Annotated in this window: 19 protein-coding genes; 8 read left to right on the forward strand and 11 right to left on the reverse strand. The window is 68.4% G+C overall.

What is annotated here, in order from left to right; translation table 11 throughout:
- Window positions 1-272 precede the first annotated feature (272 nt).
- Complete coding sequence (locus NM961_RS05740) at window positions 273-884, reverse strand: YceI family protein (protein WP_439334196.1); 612 nt, start codon at window positions 882-884, stop codon at window positions 273-275.
- Window positions 884-1489 (reverse strand): malonic semialdehyde reductase, encoded by a 606-nt coding sequence (locus tag NM961_RS05745; RefSeq protein WP_255912673.1) that lies wholly within the window; start codon window positions 1487-1489, stop codon window positions 884-886. The genes NM961_RS05740 and NM961_RS05745 overlap by 1 nt, the downstream gene beginning before the upstream one ends.
- Window positions 1490-1629: 140 nt before the next feature.
- Here NM961_RS05745 and NM961_RS05750 point away from each other — a divergent pair, with 140 nt between their 5' ends.
- The gene (locus tag NM961_RS05750) at window positions 1630-2643 is read left to right on the forward strand and encodes a mitochondrial fission ELM1 family protein (protein ID WP_255912680.1); all 1014 of its coding nucleotides are present in this window, start codon (window positions 1630-1632) and stop codon (window positions 2641-2643) included.
- A gap of 171 nt (window positions 2644-2814) precedes the next feature.
- Here the strand turns inward: NM961_RS05750 and hydA are convergent, their stop codons facing one another.
- The 7 genes from hydA to aptA form a co-directional block, all read right to left on the reverse strand.
- Window positions 2815-4233: a dihydropyrimidinase gene (gene hydA / locus NM961_RS05755; RefSeq protein WP_255912682.1), complete on the reverse strand. Its 1419-nt coding sequence runs from the start codon at window positions 4231-4233 to the stop codon at window positions 2815-2817.
- A gap of 227 nt (window positions 4234-4460) precedes the next feature.
- Window positions 4461-5966, reverse strand: a complete 1506-nt coding sequence (locus NM961_RS05760; protein WP_255912684.1) for an NCS1 family nucleobase:cation symporter-1 — start codon at window positions 5964-5966, stop codon at window positions 4461-4463.
- Window positions 5967-6027: 61 nt separating this feature from the next.
- A complete protein-coding gene (preA, locus tag NM961_RS05765; protein WP_255912686.1) occupies window positions 6028-7299 on the reverse strand; it encodes an NAD-dependent dihydropyrimidine dehydrogenase subunit PreA in 1272 nt (423 codons plus the stop codon).
- 1 nt (window position 7300) lies between these two features.
- Window positions 7301-8671, reverse strand: a complete 1371-nt coding sequence (locus NM961_RS05770; RefSeq protein WP_255912688.1) for an NAD(P)-dependent oxidoreductase — start codon at window positions 8669-8671, stop codon at window positions 7301-7303.
- Between the two features lie 375 nt (window positions 8672-9046).
- Window positions 9047-10309, reverse strand: a complete 1263-nt coding sequence (locus NM961_RS05775; protein ID WP_255912689.1) for a Zn-dependent hydrolase — start codon at window positions 10307-10309, stop codon at window positions 9047-9049.
- A 63-nt stretch (window positions 10310-10372) separates the two neighbouring features.
- A complete protein-coding gene (locus NM961_RS05780; RefSeq protein ID WP_255912691.1) occupies window positions 10373-11875 on the reverse strand; it encodes a CoA-acylating methylmalonate-semialdehyde dehydrogenase in 1503 nt (500 codons plus the stop codon).
- 107 nt (window positions 11876-11982) lie between these two features.
- Window positions 11983-13341 (reverse strand): omega-aminotransferase AptA, encoded by a 1359-nt coding sequence (gene aptA / locus NM961_RS05785; protein ID WP_255912693.1) that lies wholly within the window; start codon window positions 13339-13341, stop codon window positions 11983-11985.
- Window positions 13342-13663: 322 nt separating this feature from the next.
- On the opposite strand from aptA, the gene NM961_RS05790 reads away from it, so the two are divergent.
- Both NM961_RS05790 and NM961_RS05795 read left to right on the forward strand, forming a co-directional pair.
- Window positions 13664-14950 (forward strand): amidohydrolase family protein, encoded by a 1287-nt coding sequence (locus tag NM961_RS05790; RefSeq protein WP_255912695.1) that lies wholly within the window; start codon window positions 13664-13666, stop codon window positions 14948-14950.
- A 90-nt stretch (window positions 14951-15040) separates the two neighbouring features.
- A complete protein-coding gene (locus NM961_RS05795) occupies window positions 15041-15286 on the forward strand; it encodes a hypothetical protein (protein WP_255912697.1) in 246 nt (81 codons plus the stop codon).
- Between the two features lie 9 nt (window positions 15287-15295).
- On the opposite strand, the gene groL is transcribed toward NM961_RS05795, so the two are convergent.
- Together groL and groES are read right to left on the reverse strand one after the other, a co-directional pair.
- A complete protein-coding gene (groL, locus tag NM961_RS05800) occupies window positions 15296-16945 on the reverse strand; it encodes a chaperonin GroEL (protein WP_255912728.1) in 1650 nt (549 codons plus the stop codon).
- 102 nt (window positions 16946-17047) lie between these two features.
- Window positions 17048-17338 carry a co-chaperone GroES gene (gene groES, locus NM961_RS05805; RefSeq protein WP_255912730.1) on the reverse strand — a complete coding sequence of 97 codons (291 nt, stop codon included), beginning with the start codon at window positions 17336-17338 and terminating at the stop codon, window positions 17048-17050.
- Between the two features lie 229 nt (window positions 17339-17567).
- Here groES and cutA point away from each other — a divergent pair, with 229 nt between their 5' ends.
- The 5 genes from cutA (at window position 17568) to NM961_RS05830 (ending at window position 23775) form a co-directional block, all read left to right on the forward strand.
- Window positions 17568-17891, forward strand: a complete 324-nt coding sequence (gene cutA / locus NM961_RS05810; RefSeq protein ID WP_255912732.1) for a divalent-cation tolerance protein CutA — start codon at window positions 17568-17570, stop codon at window positions 17889-17891.
- A gap of 79 nt (window positions 17892-17970) precedes the next feature.
- A complete protein-coding gene (locus NM961_RS05815) occupies window positions 17971-20319 on the forward strand; it encodes a protein-disulfide reductase DsbD (protein WP_255912734.1) in 2349 nt (782 codons plus the stop codon).
- On the forward strand, window positions 20316-20954 hold the full coding sequence (locus tag NM961_RS05820; RefSeq protein WP_255912736.1) for a TlpA family protein disulfide reductase: 639 nt from the start codon (window positions 20316-20318) through the stop codon (window positions 20952-20954). The genes NM961_RS05815 and NM961_RS05820 overlap by 4 nt, the downstream gene beginning before the upstream one ends.
- A gap of 165 nt (window positions 20955-21119) precedes the next feature.
- Complete coding sequence (locus tag NM961_RS05825; RefSeq protein ID WP_255912739.1) at window positions 21120-21596, forward strand: (2Fe-2S)-binding protein; 477 nt, start codon at window positions 21120-21122, stop codon at window positions 21594-21596.
- A 1-nt stretch (window position 21597) separates the two neighbouring features.
- On the forward strand, window positions 21598-23775 hold the full coding sequence (locus NM961_RS05830) for a xanthine dehydrogenase family protein molybdopterin-binding subunit (protein WP_255912749.1): 2178 nt from the start codon (window positions 21598-21600) through the stop codon (window positions 23773-23775).
- Window positions 23776-23919: the final 144 nt, after the last annotated feature.

The raw sequence follows: 23919 nt of genomic DNA on the forward strand, positions 1-23919 counted from the left end.
CCTGTCCCTTGACGTCTGGGCGCCCGCAGGGAGTCGTTGTCCGTCGTGCGCTGCGGCAGCGCCGGCATCGAACGCGAATCCGGTACCTGTGGAGATTGCCGTCCGCGACCGCAACGCATCCGGTCTGCCGGCATCAGCCATACCCAGACACGGGGAGCGGCCAGACAGGCGCACCGCGCCGCCCGCCAGACAATAAAAAACCCTCCGTCGCCGGAGGGTTTTTCGTGACCGGAACCGGCGCCGCTACGGCGGCGAACCGGCAACTGCGCGGATCAGGCGCCGGCCTTGCGCAGCTCGGTGGTGATCTGGATTTTCACGTCGTCGCTGACATTGGGCGCGAACTTGCCCAGGCCGAAATCCGAACGCTTGACCGTGATGCTGGCATCGAAACCGGCGGCCGGCTTCTTGCTCATCGGATGGTCGCCGACGGCGTTCACGGTGACGTCGAGCACGACCGGCTTGGTCACACCGTGGATGGTGAGATCGCCGCTGACCTTGAGCTTCTTGTCGCCGGCCTTCTCGACCTTGGTGCTCTTGAAGGTGGCGGTGGGGAACTTGGCCAGGTCGAAGAAATCGGCGCTGCGCAGATGTTCGTCGAACTTGGGCACGTCGGTGGCAAGGCCGTCGACCGGCAGGGTGACGTTGACCGAGGACTTGGTCAGGTCGGCCGTATCCAGCAGCACTTCGCCTTCGAACTTGGTGAAGCGGGCCTGGGGATTGGAGAAGCCCAGGTGGTTCCAGGAGAACACGACGTTGGTATGGCCGCCGTCGAATTCATACTTGTCCGCGGCAGCGGCGGAGAACGAGGCAGCCGCCAGGGCGGCGGCAAGAACGAGCTTGCGAAACATGGGAATTCCTCCGTTGTATACGACGTTGCAGGGCATCAGGCGATGCGGCAGGCCTGTGCGAAAGAGAATCGCGGATTACGCGGTTTCAGGACATCCGGATTGCCATAACCGATGTTCACAAGGAAATTCGACTTCACCTGGGTGCCGGGGAAGAACAGCTCGTCGGCCAGTGCGTTGTTGAAGCCGGACATGGGACCGCAGTCCAGACCCAGAGTTCGCGCCGCCAGGATCAGATAGCCGCCCTGCAGCGAGGCATTGCGGAAGGCGGTGTTGTGGATCACCTCGGGCTTGCCTTCGAACCAGGAGCGGGCGCCGGTGTTCGGGAACAGGAAATCCATGTGCTCGTAGAAGGCGTAGTCGCTGCCGATCAGCGCAGTCACCGGCGCGGCCATGGTCTGGGCCATGTTGCCCGCGTCCAGCGTGCGCGCCAGCAGCGCCTTGGCTTCGGGCGAGCGGATGAACACGATGCGGGCCGGCGAGCAGTTCGCGCTGGTCGGCGCCAGCTTGGCCAGGTCGTAGATCTGCTCCAGCTGCGCGTCGGTGACCGGACGGTCCAGCCAGGCGCGGTCGGAGCCGCGGAAGGTGCGGGCGGAATGGAACAACTGGTCTATGGCGGCGTCGGCGATGGGCGTGTGCGACATTGGGGGTTTCCTGGCAGTCAATCGCGACATCCTGAGGATGCGCAGTGTATGAAGGGGCCAACAGCCGGTCATTGTGCCCGGCGAAAACAGATTGGTGAACAGAGCTTTACAATGTGCGGAATTTTCAGCAGATACGGACAATGCCGGAAACAGCCAACTCCTGCTGGGTGATCAGCGACGGCGCCGCCGGCAACGAACGCCAGGCATTGGCCCTGGCCGCGAGATTGGGCCTGGGCGCCCGCGTATGGCAACTGGACCCGGCCCCGCCCTGGTCCTGGCTGGCGCCGCGCCTGCTGCCCGGCGCGCGCCTGGCCCTGCCGGCCGGGCAGCGCAGCCAGTTCGCGCCGCCCTGGCCGGCCCTGGCCATAGGCTGCGGCCGCGCCGCCGCGCTGTATACGCGCGGCCTGCGCCGCTGGAGCGGCGGCCGCACCTTCAGCGTGCAGATCCTCGATCCCCGTATCGCACCCAGCCATTACGATCTGGTGATCGCGCCCCGGCACGACCGCCTGCACGGCGCCAACGTGCTCAATCCGCTGGGCTCGCTCAATCCTATCGACGATGCCTGGCTGGCCGACGGCGCCGCCGCCTTCCCCGACCTGGCCCAGCTGCCCTCGCCGCGCCGCGTGGTGCTGTTCGGCGCCAGCCACCGCGAGGTCGCCGTCGACACCCAGTACTGCGTCAGCCTGGTCGAAGCCTTGGCGCGGCAGCAGGAACGCCACGGCGGCAGCTTCCTGGTCAGCACCTCGCGGCGCACGCCAGGCGTGCTGGCCGGCTTCCTGCGCAGCGCCTTCGCGCGCTTCCCCGGCGTGTTCTGGCGCGGCCCCGAAGACGGACCGAATCCCTATGCGGGCTTCCTCGCCCATGCCGACGCGATCTTCGTCACGCCCGACTCGGTCAACATGCTCTCGGAAGCCTGCGCCGTCGGCGTGCCCGTGACCACTTGGCTGCCGCAGCCGGCGCGCGGCAAGCTGGCGCGGTTCCACCAGGCGCTGATCGAAAGCGGGCATCTGCGCCTGCTGGGCGAAGCGCGCAACGCCGAGCGGCCGGCGCCGCTGCGGGAGACGGAGGCGGTGGCCGCGGAGGTGCGGCGAAGAGCCGGGATGCGAGAAGCGGGATCGGCAATCCGGGACCCGGGATCCGGGATCCGGGATTAGCGCCGGGTTCCCGGAATTTTCGCAGCAAGCGCTGCAAGTTCCGCGCGGCAACGAGCGGCCAGATGGCCGCTCCTTCCATTGCAAATCGCGCGTTAGTTACAAATCAACAAATTCCCACCCGGCGCCCGCTGCGGAACCGCGGAATCGCCGCTGTTTTGAACCCCGAACCAGTCACGAATCCCGGCTTCTGCGCACATTGGCCTCGAAATACGCCGGAAACGCCGCCCGCGGCAGATAGCGGCCCGCGCCGCGCACGGCGCGCAGGTCGCCATCGGCCCAGACCAGCTTGCCGGCGGCGATGGTGTGGCGCGCCAGGCCTCGTACAGTGCGGCCTTCGAAGATATTGAAATCCACGTTCTGGTGATGGGTCGCGGCGGAGATGGTGCGCGTGGCTTCCGGATCCCACAGCACCAGATCCGCATCGGCGCCGGCTTCGACCGCGCCCTTGCGCGGGTACAGATTGAAAATGCGCGCGGCATTGGTCGAGGTGACCGCGACGAACTCGCTCGGCGTGAGGCGGCCACTGTTCACGCCGTAGTGCCACAGCACGCCCATGCGGTCCTCGATGCCGCCGCAGCCGTTGGGAATGCGGGTGAAGTCGTCTTTGCCGGCGGCTTTCTGCGGCGCGCAGAAGGTGCAGTGGTCGGTGGCCGTGGTGTGCAGGTGGCCGGCCTGCAGCGCCTGCCACAGGGCTTCCTGGTGATGCCTGGGCCGGAACGGCGGGCTCATGACATGGGCCGCGGCGCGGGTGAAATCGGCGTCGCGATAGACCGAATCGTCGATCAGCAGATGGCCGCCCAGCACTTCGCCGAATACGCGCTGGCCCTCGCCGCGGGCGCGGGCGATCTCCTGCACGGCTTCGCGCGCCGACACGTGCACGATGTACAGCGGCACGCCTATCACTTCGGCAATGCGTATCGCGCGGTTGGCCGCCTCGCCTTCCACCGCCGCCGGGCGCGACAGCGGATGCGCCGCCGGGCCGGTCTTGCCTTCGGCCAGCAGCTGCTTCTGCAGCTGGAACACCAGCTCGCCGTTCTCCGCGTGCACCGTCGGCAGCGCGCCCAGCTCCAGCGCGCGGCGGAAGCTGTTCACGAGGATTTCGTCGTCGGCCATGATGGCGCCCTTGTACGCCATGAAATGCTTGAAGCTGGCCACGCCGTGCTGCTGCACCAGCTCGCCCATTTCGCGGTGCACCGATTCGTCCCACCAGGTCACGGCGACATGGAAGGCGTAGTCGGAAGCGGCTTTTTCCGCCCAGCCGCGCCAAGCATGGAAGGCTTCCAGCAGCGACTGGCGCGGGTTGGGTATGACGAAATCAATGATGCTGGTCGTGCCGCCGGCCAGACCCGCCGCCGTGCCCGAATAGAAATCGTCGCTGGCTACCGTGCCCATGAACGGCAGCTCCATGTGCGTATGCGGATCGATGCCGCCAGGCATCACCAGCAGGCCGCCGGCATCGACCACCGTGGCGCCGGCCGGTGCTTGCAGATCCGCACCGATCTGCGCGATGCGGCCATCGACGCAGAGCACGTCGGCGCGATAGCTATGGGTGGAATCGACGACGGTGCCGCCGCGGATCAACAAGGTCATGGGTTATCTCCAACGAAACACGACGCGCAGTTCCGGCGCGCGCGGGAAAGTGGTGTGATGCGACACAGCCAGGCTGTGCGACTCCCTCTCCCCCAACGGCAAAGCCGTTGGGGGAGAGGGTTGGCGTGAGGGGGCGTAGCAGATTCGCGTATTCAACACAGAGGAAACGAAAGCGGCCAGGCTTCGCTGCAGCGCAGCCGACAATCGACAGACACAGGCCGCCGGACTCAGGCACGCGAAGCCACATTCGCCTGCGCGGCATTCGATTCAGCCAGGCGCATCAGCAGCGCGTAGACCACGGCCGAAATGCCCAGCCCCGCAAACCAGGCATAGGTATACAGCGTGCGGAAAAACTCCGGCACGCCGCCGAAGGACTGCGGAAACGCCGCAGGCAGGAAGCCCGGCAGGTTGGGCAGCACGCCGGCCAGCAGGGCGATCACGGCCGCCGGGTTCCAGCCGTTGCGGTAGGCATAGACGCCGCGTTCCTCGAACAGCTGGCGCAGGTCCAGCCGCGTGTTGCGCAGGAAATAGTAGTCCACCAGCATGATGCCGGCGACCGGCCCCAGCAGCGCGGAATAACCCACCAGCCAGGTAAAAATATAGCCTTGGGTACTTTCCAGGATTTTCCACGGCATCGCCAGCAGCGCGATTCCCGCCGTGATCAGCCCGCCGGTGCGATAGGAAATCCGCTTGGGCGAAAGGCTGGCGAAGTCATAGGCCGGCCCGACCAGGTTGGCGGCGAGATTGCAGCACATGGTGTCCAGGGTCAGCACCAGCAGGGCCAGGCCTACGCCTATGCCGGTGAAGCGGCTGGACAGATCCACCGGGTCCCAGATCGCCTTGCCGTAGATCACCACCGTGGCCGACGTCACGATCACCGACATCAGCGCCAGCAGCCCCATGGGCACGGGCAGGCCTATGCTCTGGCCGATGAGCTGGTCGCGCTGCGAACGCGCGAAGCGGGTGAAATCAGGGATATTCAGCGCCAGCGTGGCCCAGAAACCGACCATCGCCGTCAGCGAAGGCCAGAACACGCTCCAGAACTGCCCGGCCTTCTCGCCGCCTTCGATGAACTTGGACGGCATGGCCATCATGCTGCCGAAGCCGCCGGCATGGGTCAGCGCCCAGCCGACCAGGAACAGGCACATCACGATCTTGACCGGCGCGGATACCGTCTCCAGCCAGCGTATCGATTCGGTGCCGTGCACGACGAAGTAGAGCTGCAGCGCCCAGAACGCGAGGAAGCAGACCAGCTGCCCCGCGTTGATGCCCAGCAGCGGCAGCGGATCCGCATGCAGCGCATTGCCGGTGATGATGTTGAGCAGGGTGTACATGGCCAGACCGCCGAACCAGGTCTGTATGCCGTACCAGCCGCAGGCAACCACCGCGCGCAGCAGCGCCGGCAGCCTGGCGCCCCGGGTGCCGAAGCTGGAGCGCACCAGCACGGCGTAGGGAATGCCGTACTTGGCACCGGCATGGCCGATCAGCAGCATGGGCACCAGCACGATGGCATTGCCCAGCAGTACCGTGGTCACGGCCTGCCAGGGCGACATGCCCTGATCGATCAGGCCGGCGGCCAGGGTATAGGACGGTATGCACATCACCATGCCTATCCACAGCGCGGCGAAGTGATACCAGGTCCAGGTGCGCTGCGCCGGCGTGGTGGGCGCCAGATCGGCGTTGTACAGCGCGCCTTGCGACACCTGGCTTTCGCTGGCGGGCGTTGCGGTCATCGACGGCTCCGGGGGCTGGTGCTGCGCAAGGGCTGAGGTTACGGCCTGGGGCGCGGCCGCGCTATGCCGGCTCCTTCACCCGCGCCGGATTGTTCTCGTGCGTGGTCCAGTTGGCATAGCCGCCCTCGTCCACCCGCACCATGCTGATGCAGCTGTCCACCGGGCAGACGTGCATGCACAGGTTGCAGCCGACGCATTCGGCGTTGTCGACCTCGAAGTGGCGCTTGCCGTCCTTTTCCTTGCGTATGGCCTGGTGTGCGGTGTCCTCGCAGGCGATATGGCAAAGCCCGCATTTGATGCACTTGTCCTGGTCGATCAGCGCCTTGATGTCGTACTTGAGATTGAGGAACTTCCAGTCGGTCACGTTGGGCACGGCGCGGCCGCGGAAATCCTCCAGCGTGCGATAGCCCTTCTGGTCCATCCAGTTGGCCAGGCCCGCGATCATGTCGTCGACAATGCGGAAGCCGTAGTGCATGGCCGCGGTGCAGACCTGCACATTGCCCGCGCCCAGGGCCATGAATTCGGCCGCGTCGCGCCAGGTGCCTATGCCGCCGATGGCGGAGATCGGCAGGTTCGGGGTTTCGCTGTCGCGCGCGATCTCGGCCACCATGTTCAGCGCGATGGGCTTGACCGCCGGGCCGCAGTAGCCGCCGTGGGTGCCCTTGCCGTCGACGGTGGGCGTGGGCGCCATCAGGTCCAGGTCCACCGAGACGATGGAGTTGATGGTGTTGATCAGCGATACCGCATCGGCGCCGCCGCGGAAGGCGGCGCGGGCGGAGTGGCGGATGTCGGTGATGTTCGGCGTGAGCTTGACGATGCACGGCAGGCGCGAATGCAGCTTGACCCAGCGCGCTACCTGTTCCACGTATTCGGGCACCTGGCCCACGGCCGAACCCATGCCGCGCTCGGACATGCCGTGCGGGCAGCCGAAATTGAGTTCCACCGCATCGCAGCCGGTGTCCTCGACCATGGGCAGTATGGTTTTCCACGACTGCTCATCGCAGGGCACCATCAGCGACACGACCATGGCGCGGTCGGGCCAGTCGCGCTTGACCTGGCGGATCTCGTCCAGGTTCACCTGCAGCGGACGGTCGGTGATCAGCTCGATGTTGTTGAGGCCGGCGATGCGCTGCCCGTTCCACTGCACCGCGCCGTAGCGCGAGCTGACATTGACCACGTGCGGATCCAGCCCCAGCGTCTTCCACACCACGCCGCCCCAGCCGGCCTCGAAGGCGCGGTTGACGTTGTAGGCCTTGTCGGTCGGCGGCGCGGAGGCGAGCCAGAACGGATTGGGCGAACGCACGCCGACGAAGTTGTTGCGCAGGTCTGCCATCTCAATTTCCCCCGTTGCCGTTGCCGACCAGGCGCGCATGGATCGCGCGCGCCGCCCGCTTGCCGTCTTCCACCGCCTGCACGGTCAGATCGACCTTGCCGCCGACGCAGTCGCCGCCGGCCCAGACGCCGCGCAGCGAAGTCTCGAATTCCGCATTGACCACGATGCGGCCTTTGCTGATTTCCAGCAGCGCACCGGCATCGCCGTCGGCGCGCGGCGGCAGCAGCACCTGGCCTATGGCCTTGAGCACGCTGTCGGCAGGCAGGGTGAGCAGGTCGCCGGTGCCGAGCAGGCGGCCGGATTCGTCGAGCTGGGTGTATTCGAATTCCATGGACGTGACCGCGCCGTCGCGGCCGAGGATGCGCCGCGGCGCGGCCCATTCGATCACGTTGACGCCCTGGGTCTTGGCGAATTCCTGCTCGGCCCAGGTCGCGCTCATGCTGGCGCTGCCGCGGCGGTAGACCAGGGTGACGGATTCCGCGCCCAGCTTCTTGCTCTGCACGGCCGCGTCGATGGCGGTATTGCCGCCGCCGATCACCACCACCCGGCGGCCCACCGGCAGCTGGCTCAGATCGTCGCACTGGCGCAGGTCGGCGATGAAATCCACCGCGTTGCGCACGCCGGCCAGTTGCTCGCCTTCCACGCCGAGCGCGTTGACGCCGGCCAGGCCCAGGCCCAGGAATACCGCGTCGTAGTCGCGGCGCAGGTCGGACAGGTGCAGGTTCTCGCCCAGCGCCTGCCCACCCTGCCAGGCGATGCCGCCTATGCCCAGCAGCCACTCGATCTCGCGCGCGGCGAATTCCAGCACCTTGTATTCGGCGATGCCGTATTCGTTCAGACCCCCGGGGCGCGGCTTGGCATCGAAAAGGGTCACGTCATGCCCGGCCCGCGCCAGCGCGTGCGCGCAGGACAGGCCGGCCGGGCCGGCGCCGACCACCGCGATGCGCCGGCCGGTCGCGGCGGCGCGCTCGAACAGCGCGGCGTCGGTGTCGAATACCCAGTCGGTGGCGTAGCGCTGCAGCGCGCCGATCTGCACCGGCTGCGATTCGGCCGTATTGCGCACGCAGCTGCCTTCGCAAAGGATCTCGGTGGGACAGACCCGCGCGCACATGCCGCCGAGGATATTGGCGCCGAGGATGTCCTGCGCCGCGCCGCGCAGGTTGTCCGTGGTGATGCGGCGGATGAAGCTGGGTATGTCGATGCCGGTGGGACAGGCCTGTATGCACGGCGCGTCGTAGCAGTAATAGCAGCGTTGCGCGGCGATCAGCGCACTCTGCCGGTCCAGCGGCGGCGCGACATCGTCGAAATTCTGCGCCAGCGTGGCGGCCGGCAGACGCGCGGCGGCGATGTCGGCGAAATCTTTGCGGGGCATTCGGACTCCTGGGTTTGTAGCGGTTGCCTTGGAAGTCACTGTTTCCCGGCCGGCACGTCAATCCTTGCCGGCGGCCGGCTTTCTGCTTTCACGCCAACCGCATCCGCCGTGGCGCTTCAAGCTCCCTCTCCGCCAAGCTCGCCTGGGGGAGAGGGTTGTGGCAAGGGGGAGACGCCGAGGATCGCCTGTCAGGGGATTTTCGCCGCGCCGCAGGTCACGTACCCGCGAACCTCACACGCTGCGCCTCGCTGAAACGCTTCCCCCTCACCCTGCCCTCTCTCCCAAGCAAGCCTGGGGGAGAGGGTTCTGCAGCTTCAAACTTTCCCGCCACCTGCGCGTTGCCTTCCCCAGCAACACCCGGGCAAATATCTCCGATCAGCTCTGCGCCCGCTCCAGCATCGCATGCAGCAACACATTCGCCCCGGCCTCGATCCACTCCGGCGTCGCATCCTCGATCTCGTTGTGGCTGATGCCGCCGATGCAGGGCACGAACACCATCGAGGTCGGCGCAACCTGGGCCAGGTAGCAGGCGTCATGGCCCGCGCCCGAAACGATGTCGCGATGGGAGTAGCCGAATTTCTGCGCGCCGGCGCGCACCGAGGCGACGCAGTCCGCATCGAAGGGCACCGGCGCGTAGTAGAAGATCTGTTCCAGCTTGCTGACCTCGACCGCCGATTCCTCGGCCGCCTCGGCGATGACGCTGCGCAGGTCGGCGTCCATCTGCGCCAGCACCGCGTCCTCGGGATGACGCAGGTCGACGGTGAAGAACACGCGGCCCGGGATCACGTTGCGCGAGTTGGGATGCACCTGCAGCATGCCGACCGTGGCGCAGGCATACGGCGCGTACTTGTGGCCAATGGCGTTGACGCGCTGGATCACCTTGGACGCTGCCAGCAGCGCATCGCGCCGGCGCGGCATGGGCGTGGGGCCGGCATGGGATTCCTGGCCGGTGTAGACCACCTCGTACCAGCGCTGCCCCTGGGCCGCGTGCACCACGCCGATGGTCACGCCTTCGGCTTCGAGAATCGGACCTTGCTCGATATGCAGCTCGAAAGCCGCATGTATCGGCCGGCCGCCGACCGGGAGATCGCCGGCATAGCCGATGCGCGCGAGTTCCTCGCCCATGGTCTTGCCATCGACATCGGCGCGCGACAGGCCATATTCCAGGCTGAACACGCCGGCGAATACGCCCGAGGACACCATCGCCGGGGCGAAGCGCGAGCCTTCCTCGTTGGTCCAGATCACCACTTCGATGGGCCGGCGCGTGACGATGCCGTGGTCGTTGAGCGTGCGCACCACTTCCAGTCCGCCGAGCACGCCGTAGATGCCGTCGAACTTGCCGCCGGTGGGCTGCGAATCCGCGTGCGAGCCGGTGATCACCGGCGCCAGGCTGTCGTCGCTGCCGGCGCGGCGCGCGAAGACATTGCCCATCTTGTCGATGCCGATGGTGCAGCCGGCCTCTTTCGCCCAGCGCACGAACAGGTCGCGGCCCTGGCGATCCAGGTCGGTCAGCGCGAGCCGGCAGACCCCGCCTTTCGGCGTCGCGCCGATCTGCGCCATCTCCATCAGGCTGTCCCAGAGGCGGCGGCCGTTGGTGCGGACCAGATCGGAAGGTTCGGACTTGAGTACGGCGCTCATGGCGGGCTCCGGTGCTGCGGGAAACGGGACTGTCGACGGGAAACGGGCGGCCTGGATCCGCGCTCAGGTATGCGGCATCACGAACTGTGCCCCGGCGCGGATGCTGGTGGGCCAGCGCGTGGTCACCGTCTTGAGCCGCGTATAGAAACGCACGCCTTCCGGACCGTAGACATGATGATCGCCGAACAGCGAGGCCTTCCAGCCGCCGAAGCTGTGGAAGGCCATGGGCACCGGTATCGGCACATTGATGCCGACCATGCCCACCTGCACGCGCTGCACGAAATCGCGCGCCGCATCGCCGTCGCGGGTGAACAGGGCGACGCCGTTGCCGTATTCGTGGGCGTTGACCAGGGCCAGGGCCTCGTCATAGCTGCCCACGCGCATCAGCGACAGCACCGGGCCGAAGATTTCCTCGCGGTAAATGCGCATGTCGGGCCGCACGTGGTCGAACAGGCAGCCGCCGAGGAAGAAACCGTCCTCGCAGCCGGCGACCCGATGGCCGCGGCCGTCGACGACGAGTTCCGCGCCCTCTTCCACGCCGAGATCGACATAGCCGCGCACCTTGTCGCGGTGCGCGCCGGTGATCAGCGGGCCCATGTCCATGCCTTCCAGGTCGCCGCGGCCGATCTTGAGCGCGGCCACGCGCGGGGCGAGCCGGGCGGCGAGCTTGTCGGCGGTCTCGTCGCCGACGGCGACGGCGACGGAGATCGCCATGCAGCGCTCGCCGGCCGAGCCATAGCCGGCGCCGAGCAGGGCATCGGCGGCCTGGTCCAGGTCCGCATCCGGCATCACGATCATGTGGTTCTTGGCGCCGCCGAGCGCCTGTACGCGCTTGCCCGCGGCGCAGCCGGTGGCATAGATGTAGCGCGCGATCGGGGTGGAGCCGACGAAGCTGACCGCGGCGATATCCGGATGGGCGAGGATGGCGTCCACCGCGGCCTTGTCGCCGTGCACCACGTTGAACACGCCCGGCGGCAGGCCGGCTTCGGCCAGCCAGTCGGCCAGCAGCAGCGACGGCGAGGGATCGCGTTCCGAAGGCTTGAGCACGAAGCAATTGCCGCAGGCAATCGCAATCGGAAACATCCACAGCGGCACCATGGCCGGGAAATTGAACGGCGTGATGCCGGCGACCACGCCCAGCGGCTGGCGCAGGCTGTGCGAATCCACCGCGCTGCCGACGTTCTCGGTCACTTCGCCCTTGAGCAGCTGCGGAATGCCGCAGGCAAACTCGACCACTTCAATGCCGCGCTGCACTTCGCCCAGCGCATCGCTGTGGGTCTTGCCGTGTTCGGCGGTGATGGCGGCGGCGAGTTCGCCGGCGCGCTGTTCGAGGATCTCGCGCAGCTTGAACAGCACCCGCGCGCGCTTCAGCGGCGGCGTGACCGACCAGGCCGGAAACGCGGCCCGGGCGGCGCGCACCGCGGCATCGACTTCGGCCGCCGTGGCCAGCGGCAGGCGGCCGGTCTGCTCGCCGGTGGCCGGGTTGTATACGGCCGTGGTGCGGGCATCGCCGGCGGCGGTGCGCTCGCCGGCGATGTAGTGCGGAATGACGACAGGAGCCAGCATGCTTTTCTCCCTGCGCCCTGCCTGGCGATGGCGGGGCCGGCGCAAAGGCGGCGCGCGCGCCGCCGGTTCGATGACGAGGTTCTAGCGCAAAACGGCGCGCGGCCGCATCAGGCCACGGCCCGGATGCAGGCGCGCACGCCTTCGATCATGTGATCCAGCTCGGCGTCCGTGGTGATTACCGGCGGCGCCATGGCGACGGTATCGCCGGTGAAGCGCAGCAACAGGCCGCGCTTGAGCCCTTCCTCGAACAGGCGCAGGCCGCGCAGGCCGGGCTGGCCCGGCAGCGGCGCCAGTTCCACCGCGGCGGCCGCGCCGCAGTTGCGGATGTCGACGACGTTGGGCTCGCCCTTGAGTCCGTGCACGGCGTCCCCGATCTTGCGCCCCAGCTCGGCAAAGCGCTGCGGCACGGCTTCCGCGTGCAGCAGGTCCAGCGTCGCATGCGCCGCGGCCACGGCCAGGGCGTGGGCGGAATAGGTGTAACCGTGGAACAGTTCCACCATGTAGTCCGGGCCCTGCATGAAGGCGTCGTAGATCGCGTCGGTGGCGATCACGCCGCCCATGGGCACGGTGCCGTTGTTGACGCACTTGGCGAAGGTGATGAGGTCCGGCGTGACGCCGAAGGCCTGCGCGCCGAACCAGTCGCCCATGCGGCCGAAGCCGCAGATCACCTCATCGAAGATCAGCAGGATGCCGTGCTTGTCGCAGATTTCGCGCAGGCGCTGCAGATAGCCCAGCGGCGGCACCACCACGCCGACCGAGCCCTGCATGGGCTCGACGATGACGGCGGCGATGGTGGAGGCGTCGTGCAGCGCGACCAGGCGCTCCAGTTCGTCGGCAAGATGCGCGCCCCAGGCCGGCTGGCCGCGCGAGAACGCCATTTCCTTGAGATTGTGCGTATGCGGCAGATGATCCACACCCGGAATCATCAGCGGCGCGAACATCTTGCGGTTGGCGACCATGCCGCCGGCGGAGATGCCGCCCAGGCCGACGCCGTGATAGCCCTTCTCGCGGCCGATGATGCGCGTGCGCGAGGCCTCGCCGCGCAGGCGGTGGTAGGCGACGGCGATCTTGAGCGCGGTATCCACGGCCTCGGAGCCGGAATTGGTGAAGAACACGCGGTTGAGGCTGCCCGGCGCAACCGCGGCGATGCGCTCGGCCAGGCGGAAGGAATCGGGACTGGCGACCTGGAAGGCCGGGATGTAATCGGCCTTGTCCAGCTGCGTCTTCACCGCCTGCACGATGTGCGGGTGGCGGTGGCCGAGCGAGCTGCACCACAGGCCGGAGAGGCAATCGAACAGGCGCTGGCCTTCGACCGTGGTGTAGTAGGCGCCTTCCGCGCTGACCAGCAGGCGGTCCAGCGGCCGCTGGCGCTTGAAATAGCGGTTGTGCGTGAACGGCATCCAGTACGGATCGAGGTTGAGATCCGTCTCGGTCTGCGGCGCCGGGGCGGCGGCTGCGTGATTCATGGTGGGCTCGGTCCTGGGTTGTTGCGCGGAGCGGCGGGTGCCTGCCGGGGCAGGCTCCGCCGCGTTGCCGCGCTAGCTTGCCGCGCGGCGGGAACTGCGGACAAGGCCGGGCCGGATGGAGCGGACCGCGGCCGTGTTCCAGCCGCGCGGGCGCGGCGAAAGTACAGTGCGCCGCGGACTGCCTGCCGCAGCGCGGATCGGCGAGACCGTTTCGCCGACCGAACGCGGAGCCTTGCACTACCGGCGCGCGGATGCAAGCGGCGGCGCAGCGCGGCGCCGGCGTGCTAGTTTTTCCGCCTCTACCGCCAACCGCCAGCACGCCATGGACCTCATCCTGCGCCACGCCAACCTGCCCGACGGGCGCCGCGACCACGACATCGGCATTGCCGCCGGCCGCATCCAGGCCGTGGCGCCGGCGCTGCCGGCCGGTGCGGCGCAGGAAATCGACGTGCGCGGCCGGCTGGTGTCGCCGCCCTTCGTCGATGCGCACTTCCACCTGGATTCCGCCCTGACCCTGGGCCAGCCCCGCCTCAACCGTTCCGGCACCCTGCTCGAAGGCATCGCGCTCTGGGGCGAACTCAAGCCCGAGCTGACCCAGGCGGCGATCCGCGAACGCGCCCTGGCGTATTGCGATCTGGCCGTTGCCCAGGGCCTGCTCGCGATCCGCAGCCATGTCGATGTCTGCGACGACCGCCTGCTCGCGGTGGATGCCCTGCTGGAAGTGAAGCGCGACGTCGCACCGTATCTCGACCTGCAGCTGGTCGCCTTCCCGCAGGACGGCCTGCTGCGCAGCGCGACGGCGCAGCGCAATCTGGTCCGCGCGCTGGACCGCGGCGTGGACGTGGTCGGCGGCATTCCGCATTTCGAACGCACCATGGCCGACGGCGCCGAGTCGGTGCGCATCCTGTGCGAGCTGGCGGCCGAACGCGGCCTGCTGGTGGACATGCACTGCGACGAATCCGACGATCCGCATTCGCGCCATGTGGAGAGCCTGGCCGCGCAGGCCCACCGCCTCGGTCTGCACGGCCGCGTCACCGGCTCGCACCTCACGTCCATGCATTCGATGGACAATTACTACGTTTCCAAACTGATACCGCTGATGGCCGAGAGCGGCGTCGCCGCCGTGGCCAACCCGCTCATCAACATTACCTTGCAGGGCCGCCACGACAGCTACCCCAAGCGCCGCGGCATGACCCGCGTGCCGGAACTGCTCGCCGCCGGCGTCAACGTCGCCTTCGGCCAGGATTGCGTGATGGATCCCTGGTATTCCTTCGGCAGCGCCGACCTGCTCGAAGTCGCCCACATGGGCGTGCATGTGGCGCAGATGACCTCGCAGGACGCGATCCGCCAGGCCTTTGACGCCGTCACCGTCAACGCCGCGCGCATCCTGCATCTGGATGGCTATGGCCTGGACGTGGGCTGCCGCGCCGACCTGGTCGTGCTGCAGGCGGCCGATCCGTTCGAGGCGATACGGCTGAAGGCGGCGCGGCTGTTCGTGCTGCGCGGCGGCAAGGTGATTGCGCACAGCGAGCCGCGCAACAGTGTGCTGGCGCTGGCGGGAAGGCCGCAGCGTATCGGTCCTGAATTTGCCCCGGGCTCCATCGCCTGAAAGCAGCGGCGGTGCCGCTCAGCGGTGTTCGGTCTGCCAGGAAGCGTTTGCACAAGGCCCGCATGCCGTCGTACACGGCGGCATGGCCGCTTGTCCAATCCGATCTGTCCTGCCTGGCGGCAGGGAAAGGGCATCGGCAAATTCAACGGGCGCGAGGAATTTTCCGAATTCAACTTACCTCATGAATTGAAGCTACTCATCGCGGATGATGAGTTTTGCCAAGCTGCGATCGGGCGGCTTGCCGGCGTGGCACCCACAAAAAAGCCCCGCATCGCTGCGGGGCTTTTTGAGGTGATCCACCGGCCGGAAGCACGGTGGATCGTGGTGCAGCGCTGACGCGGACTATCAGAAGTCCATGCCGCCCATGCCGCCCATGCCGCCACCGTGGTCGTGGCCGCCGGCAGCCGGCGCTTCCTTCTTCGGCGCTTCGGCGACCATGGCTTCGGTCGTGATCATCAGGCCGGCGATGGAAGCCGCGTTCTGCAGGGCCGAACGGGTGACCTTGGTCGGATCCAGGATGCCGAACGCGATCATGTCGCCGTATTCGCCGCTGGCGGCGTTGTAGCCGAAGTTGCCCGAACCTTCCTTGACCTTGTTCAGGACGACGGAGGGCTCTTCGCCGCAGTTGGACACGATTTCACGCAGCGGCGCTTCCATCGCGCGCTTGGCGATGTTGATACCGTGGTTCTGGTCTTCGTTGTCGCCCTTGATGGCGCCGATGGCCTGCAGCGCGCGGATCAGCGCGACGCCGCCGCCCGGGACGACGCCTTCTTCCACTGCCGCGCGGGTCGCGTGCAGGGCGTCTTCGACGCGGGCCTTCTTTTCCTTCATTTCGACTTCGGTCGCGGCGCCGACCTTGATCACCGCCACGCCGCCGGCCAGCTTGGCCACGCGTTCCTGCAGCTTTTCACGGTCGTAGTCGGAGCTGGTCTCTTCGATCTGGGCCTTGATCTGCTTGATGCGGGCCTGGATCGCTTCGGCATCGCCGGCGCCGTCGATGATGGTCGAATTTTCCTTCGACACGACGATCTTCTTGGCGCGGCCCAGATCCTTGATCGTGGCCTTTTCCAGCTGCAGGCCGACTTCCTCGGAGATCACGGTGCCGCCGGTCAGCACGGCCATGTCTTCCAGCATCGCCTTGCGACGGTCGCCGAAGCCCGGGGCCTTGACGGCGCAGACCTTGACGATGCCGCGGATGGTGTTGACCACCAGGGTGGCCAGCGCTTCGCCTTCGACTTCTTCCGCCACGATCAGCAGCGGCTTGCCGGCCTTGGCCACGCCTTCGAGCACGGGCAGCAGCTCGCGCACGTTGGAGATCTTCTTGTCGTGCAGCAGGATGTACGGATCGTCCAGCTCGGCCTGCATGGACTGCTGGTTGTTGATGAAGTACGGCGACAGGTAGCCGCGGTCGAACTGCATGCCCTCGACCACGTCGAGTTCGTTGTCCAGGCCCGAGCCTTCTTCAACGGTGATGACGCCTTCCTTGCCGACCTTCTTCATCGCCTCGGCGATGATGTCGCCGATGTTGGAATCGGAGTTGGCCGAGATGGTGCCGACCTGGGCGATGGCCTTGTCGTCGGCGGTGGGCTTGGACAGGGACTTCAGCTGGGTGACGGCGGCCGAGACGGCCTTGTCGATGCCGCGCTTGAGGTCCATCGGGTTCATGCCGGCGGCGACGGCCTTCATGCCTTCGCGGATCAGGGCCTGGGCCAGCACGGTGGCGGTGGTGGTGCCGTCGCCGGCAACGTCGGAGGTCTTGGAAGCGACTTCCTTCACCATCTGCGCGCCCATGTTCTCGAACTTGTCGGCCAGTTCGATTTCCTTGGCGACGGAGACGCCGTCCTTGGTGATGGTCGGGGCGCCGAAGCTCTTTTCGAGCACGACGTTGCGGCCCTTCGGACCCAGCGTGGCCTTGACGGCGTTGGCCAGGACATTCACGCCGCGGACCATGCGGGCGCGGGCGTCTTCACTGAAGCGGATTTCTTTGGCTGCCATGGGATATGACTCCGGAAAATGGGGGTTGAACGTGAGTAACTAGAGAAAGGCGGGGCGGGCTGCGGCGGGGCTTGCGGCCTTCGCGCCCGGCCCGGGCCGGTCTCAGGCTTCGATGACGGCCAGCAGATCTTCTTCGCGCATGACCAGCAGCTCTTCGCCGTCGATCTTCACTTCGGTGCCGCTGTACTTGCCGAACAGGACCTTGTCGCCGGCCTTGACCGCGATCGGGCGGACCTTGCCGTCTTCCAGGATCTTGCCGGCGCCGGCGGCGATGACTTCACCGCGGACCGGCTTTTCGGTGGCGCTGTCGGGGATGACGATGCCGCCGGCGGACTTGGTCTCGGCTTCCAGGCGCTTGATGATGACGCGGTCGTGCAGAGGACGAAGCTTCATGGGTTGTTCCCTCAGGTAGTGGCAAGGAATTGATTGAAAGAGATTTTCCAACGGTTGCTAGCACTCTCCGTCGGTGAGTGCCAATTTTAGCCCGGCACGGTGACAGAAGGCCAATCCCCCGTTGCGTGGCCGACACATAGGGCGCCGGAAATAGCTTTCAAGGGCACCGGGGTGGGCGGCGCGGGCGGCACGGGTTATGGTGCGCGCCCCTGAAGCCGCGGCTGCCGCCATGTCCGCCCTGATCGTCTATTGCACCGTGCCGGACCAGGATCTGGCCGACCGCCTGGCCCGCGCCCTGGTCGAGGAAGGCCTGGCCGCCTGCGTCAACCGCCTGCCGGGCGTGGTCTCGACCTACCGCTGGCAGGGCCAGACCCAGGTCGATGCGGAGCTGCTGTTGCTGATCAAGACCACGCGCGCCCGCTTCGAGGCGCTGCGCCGGCGCATCGTCGAGCTGCATCCGTATGAACTCCCGGAGGTGATCGCGGTCGATGTCGCCCTGGGCCATGCGCCCTACCTGGACTGGCTGGCCGAAAGCACCGCCGCCAGGCACTGAGCCGCCGCTACGCACATCGAACTGCAAGGACTGCGCAGCCGCGCCGGTCTGTGTCTGCCCCCGAACCGCTGGAGCCGCAATGAGTCGTTTCGCCCGCTATGCCCTGCTTGCCGCCGGCCTGCTGGGATTCACCCAGGCCCAGGCCCAGGACGACGAGCTGCTGCGGGTGGAAGAGGCGTTTGCGCTGACCTCGCAGGTAGTCGGGCGCGACGCGATCAAGCTGGAATGGAAGATCGCCGACGGCTATTACCTGTACCGCACGCGCATGAGCACGCGCAGCAGCCAGGCGGATCTCAACCTGGCCCCGCTGGAGCTGCCGCCGGGCGAGCCCAAGAACGACGAGTTCCTGGGCCAGGTCGAGGTCTACCACGGCAAGGTCACGGCGACGCAGGCGCTGAAACCTGGCCCCGACCTCACCACGGCCGAGTTCGCCGTCACCATCCAGGGCTGCCACGAGCGCGAGCCCAAGATCTGCTACCCGCCGTATACCGCCAAGCTCAGCCTGCCGCTGCCGCCGCCCGAACCGGGCGCCGCCGCGGCGGAACCGGCCGGCGCCGGCCTGCTGCGCGGCCCGGCCGCGGCCACACCGCCCGGTGCGCTGAGTTCGGCCCTGAACCAGCTGGGCAAGCCGGCCGCGGACGCGCCCATGGACACCGGTACCGCCGTCCCCGGCGAGGAAAAGCTGCCGCTGCCGCCGGAACAGGCCTTCGTGTTCGAGACCATCGCCACCGGTCCCACCGAGCTGCTGGCGCGCTGGACCATGCCCAAGGGCTATTACCTGTACCGCGACAAGACCCGGCTGAGCGTGCCCGCCGACAGCGGCGTGCGCCTGGGCACGCCGCGCTGGCCCGTAGGCACGCCGCACAAGGACGAGCACTACGGCGACGTCACCGTCTATTTCGACCAGGTCGAGCTGCCGATAGACCTGGGCCGTGACGACGGCAAGCCGGCCAAACTCAAGCTGCAGGCCGAATTCCAGGGCTGCGAGAACGACGGCGTCTGCTATCCCATCATGACGCGCACGGTCGAGGTGGAGCTGCCGCAGGCGTCGGCGGCGCAGCTGGACATGGCGCGGGCCAAGCTCGCCACCAGTGCGGCACCGGCCGCCGCCGCGAGCGGCAATGCGGAAGACCAGTCCGAGGAACAGCGCCTGGCCGCCCAGCTGTCCAGCGACCGCCTGCTCGCCCTGATCTCGTTCTTCGGCTTCGGCCTGCTGCTGGCGTTCACGCCCTGCGTATTTCCCATGCTGCCGATCCTGTCGGGCATCATCGCCGGGGCCGGCGAGAATGTTTCGACGCGGCGGGCGTTTGTGTTGTCGACGGTCTATGTGCTCGCGTCCACCCTGGTGTTCACCATCGCCGGCGTCGCCGCCGGCCTGGTCGGGGCAAACCTGCAGGCGCTGTTCCAGCAACCCTGGATCCTGACCAGCTTCGCCATCCTGTTCGTGCTGCTGTCGCTGTCCATGTTCGGCTTCTACGAACTGCAGCTGCCCTCGTCACTGCAAAGCCGCATCGCCAGCGTGAGCAACCGCCAGCAGGGCGGCTCGCTGACCGGCGTGGCCGTCATGGGCGTGCTGTCGGCGCTGATCGTAGGCCCCTGCGTGGCGCCGCCGCTGGCCGCGGCCGTGCTCTACATCAGCCAGACCCGCGATCCGGTATTCGGCGGCCTGGCCCTGTTCACGCTGTCGCTGGGCATGGGCGCGCCGCTGGTGGTCGCCGGCACCGCCGCCGGCAAATGGCTGCCGCGCGCCGGCGCCTGGATGGACTCGGTCAAGGCCGTGTTCGGCGTGAGCTTCCTCGCCCTGGCAATCTACATGGTGTCGCGCTTCCTCGATGCGGGCTGGATCATGCTGATGATCGGCGTGCTCGCCGTCGCCTGCGGCGTCTACCTGGGCGCGCTGGAGCGCCTGCCGGAAGAAGCTTCGGGCTGGCGCCGCCTGTGGAAATCGCTGGGCGTGGTGTTGCTGATCGCCGGCGCGGCCCAGCTGGTCGGCGCCTTCGCCGGCTCGGCCGATCCACTGCAGCCGCTGCGCGGCCTGGGCGGCGGCGGTGGCTCAGCGGCCGCGCCGCAGCACCTGCCCTTCCGCACCATCAAGACCATTGCCGACGTCGAAGCCCAGCTCAAGCAAGGCAAGCCGGTGATGCTGGACTTCTATGCCGACTGGTGCGTGTCGTGCAAGGAAATGGAGAAGTTCACCTTTACCAAGTCGGACGTGCACGCGGCGCTGCAGCCCTACACCCTGCTCAAGGCCGACGTCACCGCCAACGACGCGGAAGACCAGGCCCTGCTCAAGCATTTCGGCCTGGTCGGCCCGCCGGTGACGATCTTCTTCGGCGCCGACGGCAAGGAACGGCGCGCCCAGCGCCTGACCGGGTTTGAATCGGCCGAGAAGTTCGTCGCCCGCGTGGCCAAGGCGGCCGGCCGATGAGCTGGCGTCAGACTGCACTGATCGGCGTGCTGGCCCTGGGCGCGGGCGTGGCCGGCCTGGTCGCCGGCAGCATCCTCACCGGCCAGGGCGCGCCGCGCGCGATCACCGACGCCCTGAGCACCACCGCGGCCGGCCGCTGGCTGGCCGAAGCCTGGATCGACGCCGCCACGCCGGCCGGCCCGCCCGGCGTCGCCGTCGCTGCCAAGGGCGATCCCGCGCCCGCGCTGGCCCTGGCCGACCGCGAAGGCCGCAGCACCTCGCTGGCGCAGTGGAAGGATAGGCTGGTCGTGATCAATTTCTGGGCCACCTGGTGCGCGCCCTGCCGCAAGGAAATGCCGGAACTGGACCGCTTCCAGCGCAAGCATGCGGGGGCCGGCGTGCAGGTCGTCGGCATCGCCGTGGACGGCAGCGCCGAGGTCGAAGCCTTCCTGCGCGAGACGCCGGTGGGCTATCCCATCCTGCTCGCCAGCGGCGCCGGCCTGAATCCGTCGCTGCCGTTCGGCAACACCTACGGCGCCCTGCCCTTCAGCGTCCTGCTGGGCCGCGACGGGCGCATCCTCGATACCCGCCTGGGCGAGGTCACCGAGGCTTCGCTGGAAACCTGGACCGCGCCGCACCGCGGCAGCACGCTCTGAGCCCGGCAGCGCGGCGCGCAGCTCCGGCAACGCCGCCGCGCAGCGGGAAACAAGGCCTCGCCGCGGCGGCGGCGAGGCTGCGCCACGGCGTTGCCGCCGCGCGCCGTATGGAAACCCGCGTCCGGCTGCGCCTGCCTAGACTGGCGCGATCCCGCGGAGCCCGCCATGACCGAATTCATCCTCAACGGAAATCCCGCCAAGCTCGATGCGCCGGCTGAAATGCCGCTGCTGTGGGCGCTGCGCGATGTCGCCAACCTGACCGGCACCAAGTTCGGCTGCGGCCTGGCCCAGTGCGGCGCCTGCACCGTGCATGTGGACGGCAATCCCACCCGCGCCTGTATCACGCCGCTGGGCAGTGTCGCGGGCAAGCGCGTGACGACGATCGAAGGACTGGGCGCCGGCAGCGCCGAACACGCCGTGCAGCGCGCCTGGCAGGAGCTGAATGTTCCGCAATGCGGCTACTGCCAGGCCGGCCAGCTGATGAGCGCCGCGGCGCTGCTGGCGCGCAATCCGGCGCCGGCCGATGCCGACATCGACGCGGCCATGGCCGGCAACCTGTGCCGCTGCGGCACCTATGTGCGCATCCGCGCCGCCATCCACCGCGCCGCGCAGCTCGCGCGCGAAACCGCGGCGGGAGGCTGACATGGACGGCTCCCGCCGCGATTTCCTGCGTCTGAGCCTGCTCGGCGGCGGCGCCATGCTGCTGGGCATCGCACTGCCCGCCGCGCAGGCGCAGACCGCGGCGCCGCCCGCACCGCCGCCGGATCCGAACCTGTATGTGCGCATAGACCCGGACAACCGCATCACCATCACCACGCCGCGCTCGGAAATGGGCCAGGGCGTGCGCACCAGCCTGGCCATGCTGGTAGCCGAGGAACTGGAGGCCGACTGGCGCCAGGTGCAGGTCGCCACGCTGGGCCTGGACGCCCGCGCCGGCGACCAGGGCACCGGCGGTTCCAACAGCGTGGCCGGGCTGTACGAACCGCTGCGGCGCATCGGCGCCAGCCTGCGCGAACTGCTGATCGCCGCGGCCGCGGCGCGCTGGCAGGTGCCGGCCGGCGAGTGCGCGGCGCGCGACAGCGTGGTCACGCATGCGCGCTCGCAGCGTTCGGCACGCTATGCGGACCTGATCGAAGCCGCAGCGAAACTGACGCCGAATCCCGCGCCGGCGCTCAAGCCGCGCGCCCAGTGGCGCCTGCTCGGCAAGCCCCAGACCGGCAAGGACTGCGCCGACATCGTCCACGGCCGCGCCGGCTACGGCCTGGACGTGCGCCGCCCGGGCCAGCTCTACGCGCAGATCGAACGGCCGCGCCGCTTCGGCGCCCGCGTCGCCAGCTTCGACGCACAGGCCGCCCTGGCCGTGCCCGGCGTGAAACAGGTGTTCGCGCTGGAGCCCGGCCCGGGCAACATCGCCGGTGGCGTGGCCGTGGTCGCGACCTCGACCTGGGCCGCCGCCCAGGGCCGCGCGAAACTGGCCGTGCAATGGAACGAACAGGACGCCGGCAGCGACGACAGTGCGGCGCTGGCGAAAGCCGCCCTCACCGCGCTGGACGCGGAACCGGCCGAGGCGGTGAACAAGGTCGGCGATCCGGACGCGGTGCTGGCCGCGGCGGCCAGGGTGATACGCGCGGACTACCAGCTGCCCTTCCTCGCCCATGCCACGCTGGAACCGCAGAACGCGACCGCGCAGTGGAGCGGCGACCATCTCACCGTCTGGGCGCCGACCCAGTTTCCCGGCCTGGCCGCGCGCGGCATCGCCAAGGCGCTGGATATCAAGCCGGAACAGATCACCCTGCATATCACCCTGCTCGGCGGCGGTTTCGGCCGGCGCATCAACGGCGATTACGCGGTCGAGGCCGCCCTGGTCGCGCGCCAGGCCGGCGCACCGGTGCAGGTGATGTGGACGCGCGAAGACGACCTGCGCCACGACTTCTACCGGCCCTTGGCCGCGCACCGCTTCGAGGCCTGCCTGGACGCGGACGGCTGGCCGCAGGCCCTGCGCCACCGCCAGGCCGGCACGCCCATAGGCGCGACCTACGACAGGACCGGCCAGCGCACATTCGGCGCCGAGGAGATCGAAGGCGCCGGCAACGGCTTCTACCGCGCCCCCAACCGCAGCAGCGGCTATACCGCCCTGGCCGCGCGCGTGCCGCGCGGCTGGTGGCGCGCCGTGCACACTACCCATGCCAGCTTCGCCATGGAGTGCTTCATCGACGAACTGGCCGCGGCCGCCGGCAAGGATGCGCTGGCCTATCGCCTGGCCCTGATCGACACCATTCCCGTGCCCGCGCCGGGCCAGGACAGCGACTACGCTTTCAACCCGGCACGCATGCGCGCCTGCCTGCGGCGCGCGGCCGAACTGGCCGGCTGGGGCAAGCCCCTGCCCAAGGGCCAGGCCCTGGGCCTGGCCTGCGCCATCGACCACCGCAGTTATGCCGCGCTGGTGCTGCAGGTCTCGCTGCAGGAACGGGAACTGCGCATTCACCGCGCGACCTGCGTCGCCGACTGCGGCCTGGTCATCAATCCCGACGGCGCCCGCGCGCAGATCGAAGGCGGCATCGTGCAGGGCCTGTCGGCGGCGCTGGGCGAGGCTGTCACGCTGAAGGACGGCGCGGTCGTCGAGGGCAACTTCCACCAATACCGCCTGCTGCGGCTGGCCCAGGCGCCGCTGCACATCGACGTGCAGTTCATCGAAAGCGACGCGGTAAAGCTCACCGGGCTGGGCGAACCGGCGCTGCCGCTGGCCGCGCCGGCCCTGGCCAATGCGCTGCACGCGCTCACGGGCAAGCGCCTGCGCGAACTGCCGCTGCGCTGGAGCTGAAACCACGGGAAATCGGGCCGGCGCGCCGGGAGGTGCCCGGCCGGCCCAGGCGGAGGCAGTCAAACATCGGCGAATATCGCCGATATGGACAAGATCGGCAGGCAAGCGCAGACTTCGCGCCCCAGCCGGCGCCTATGCCGGCAC

This window comes from Tahibacter harae (assembly GCF_024437735.1).
Taxonomy (GTDB): domain Bacteria; phylum Pseudomonadota; class Gammaproteobacteria; order Xanthomonadales; family Rhodanobacteraceae; genus Tahibacter; species Tahibacter harae.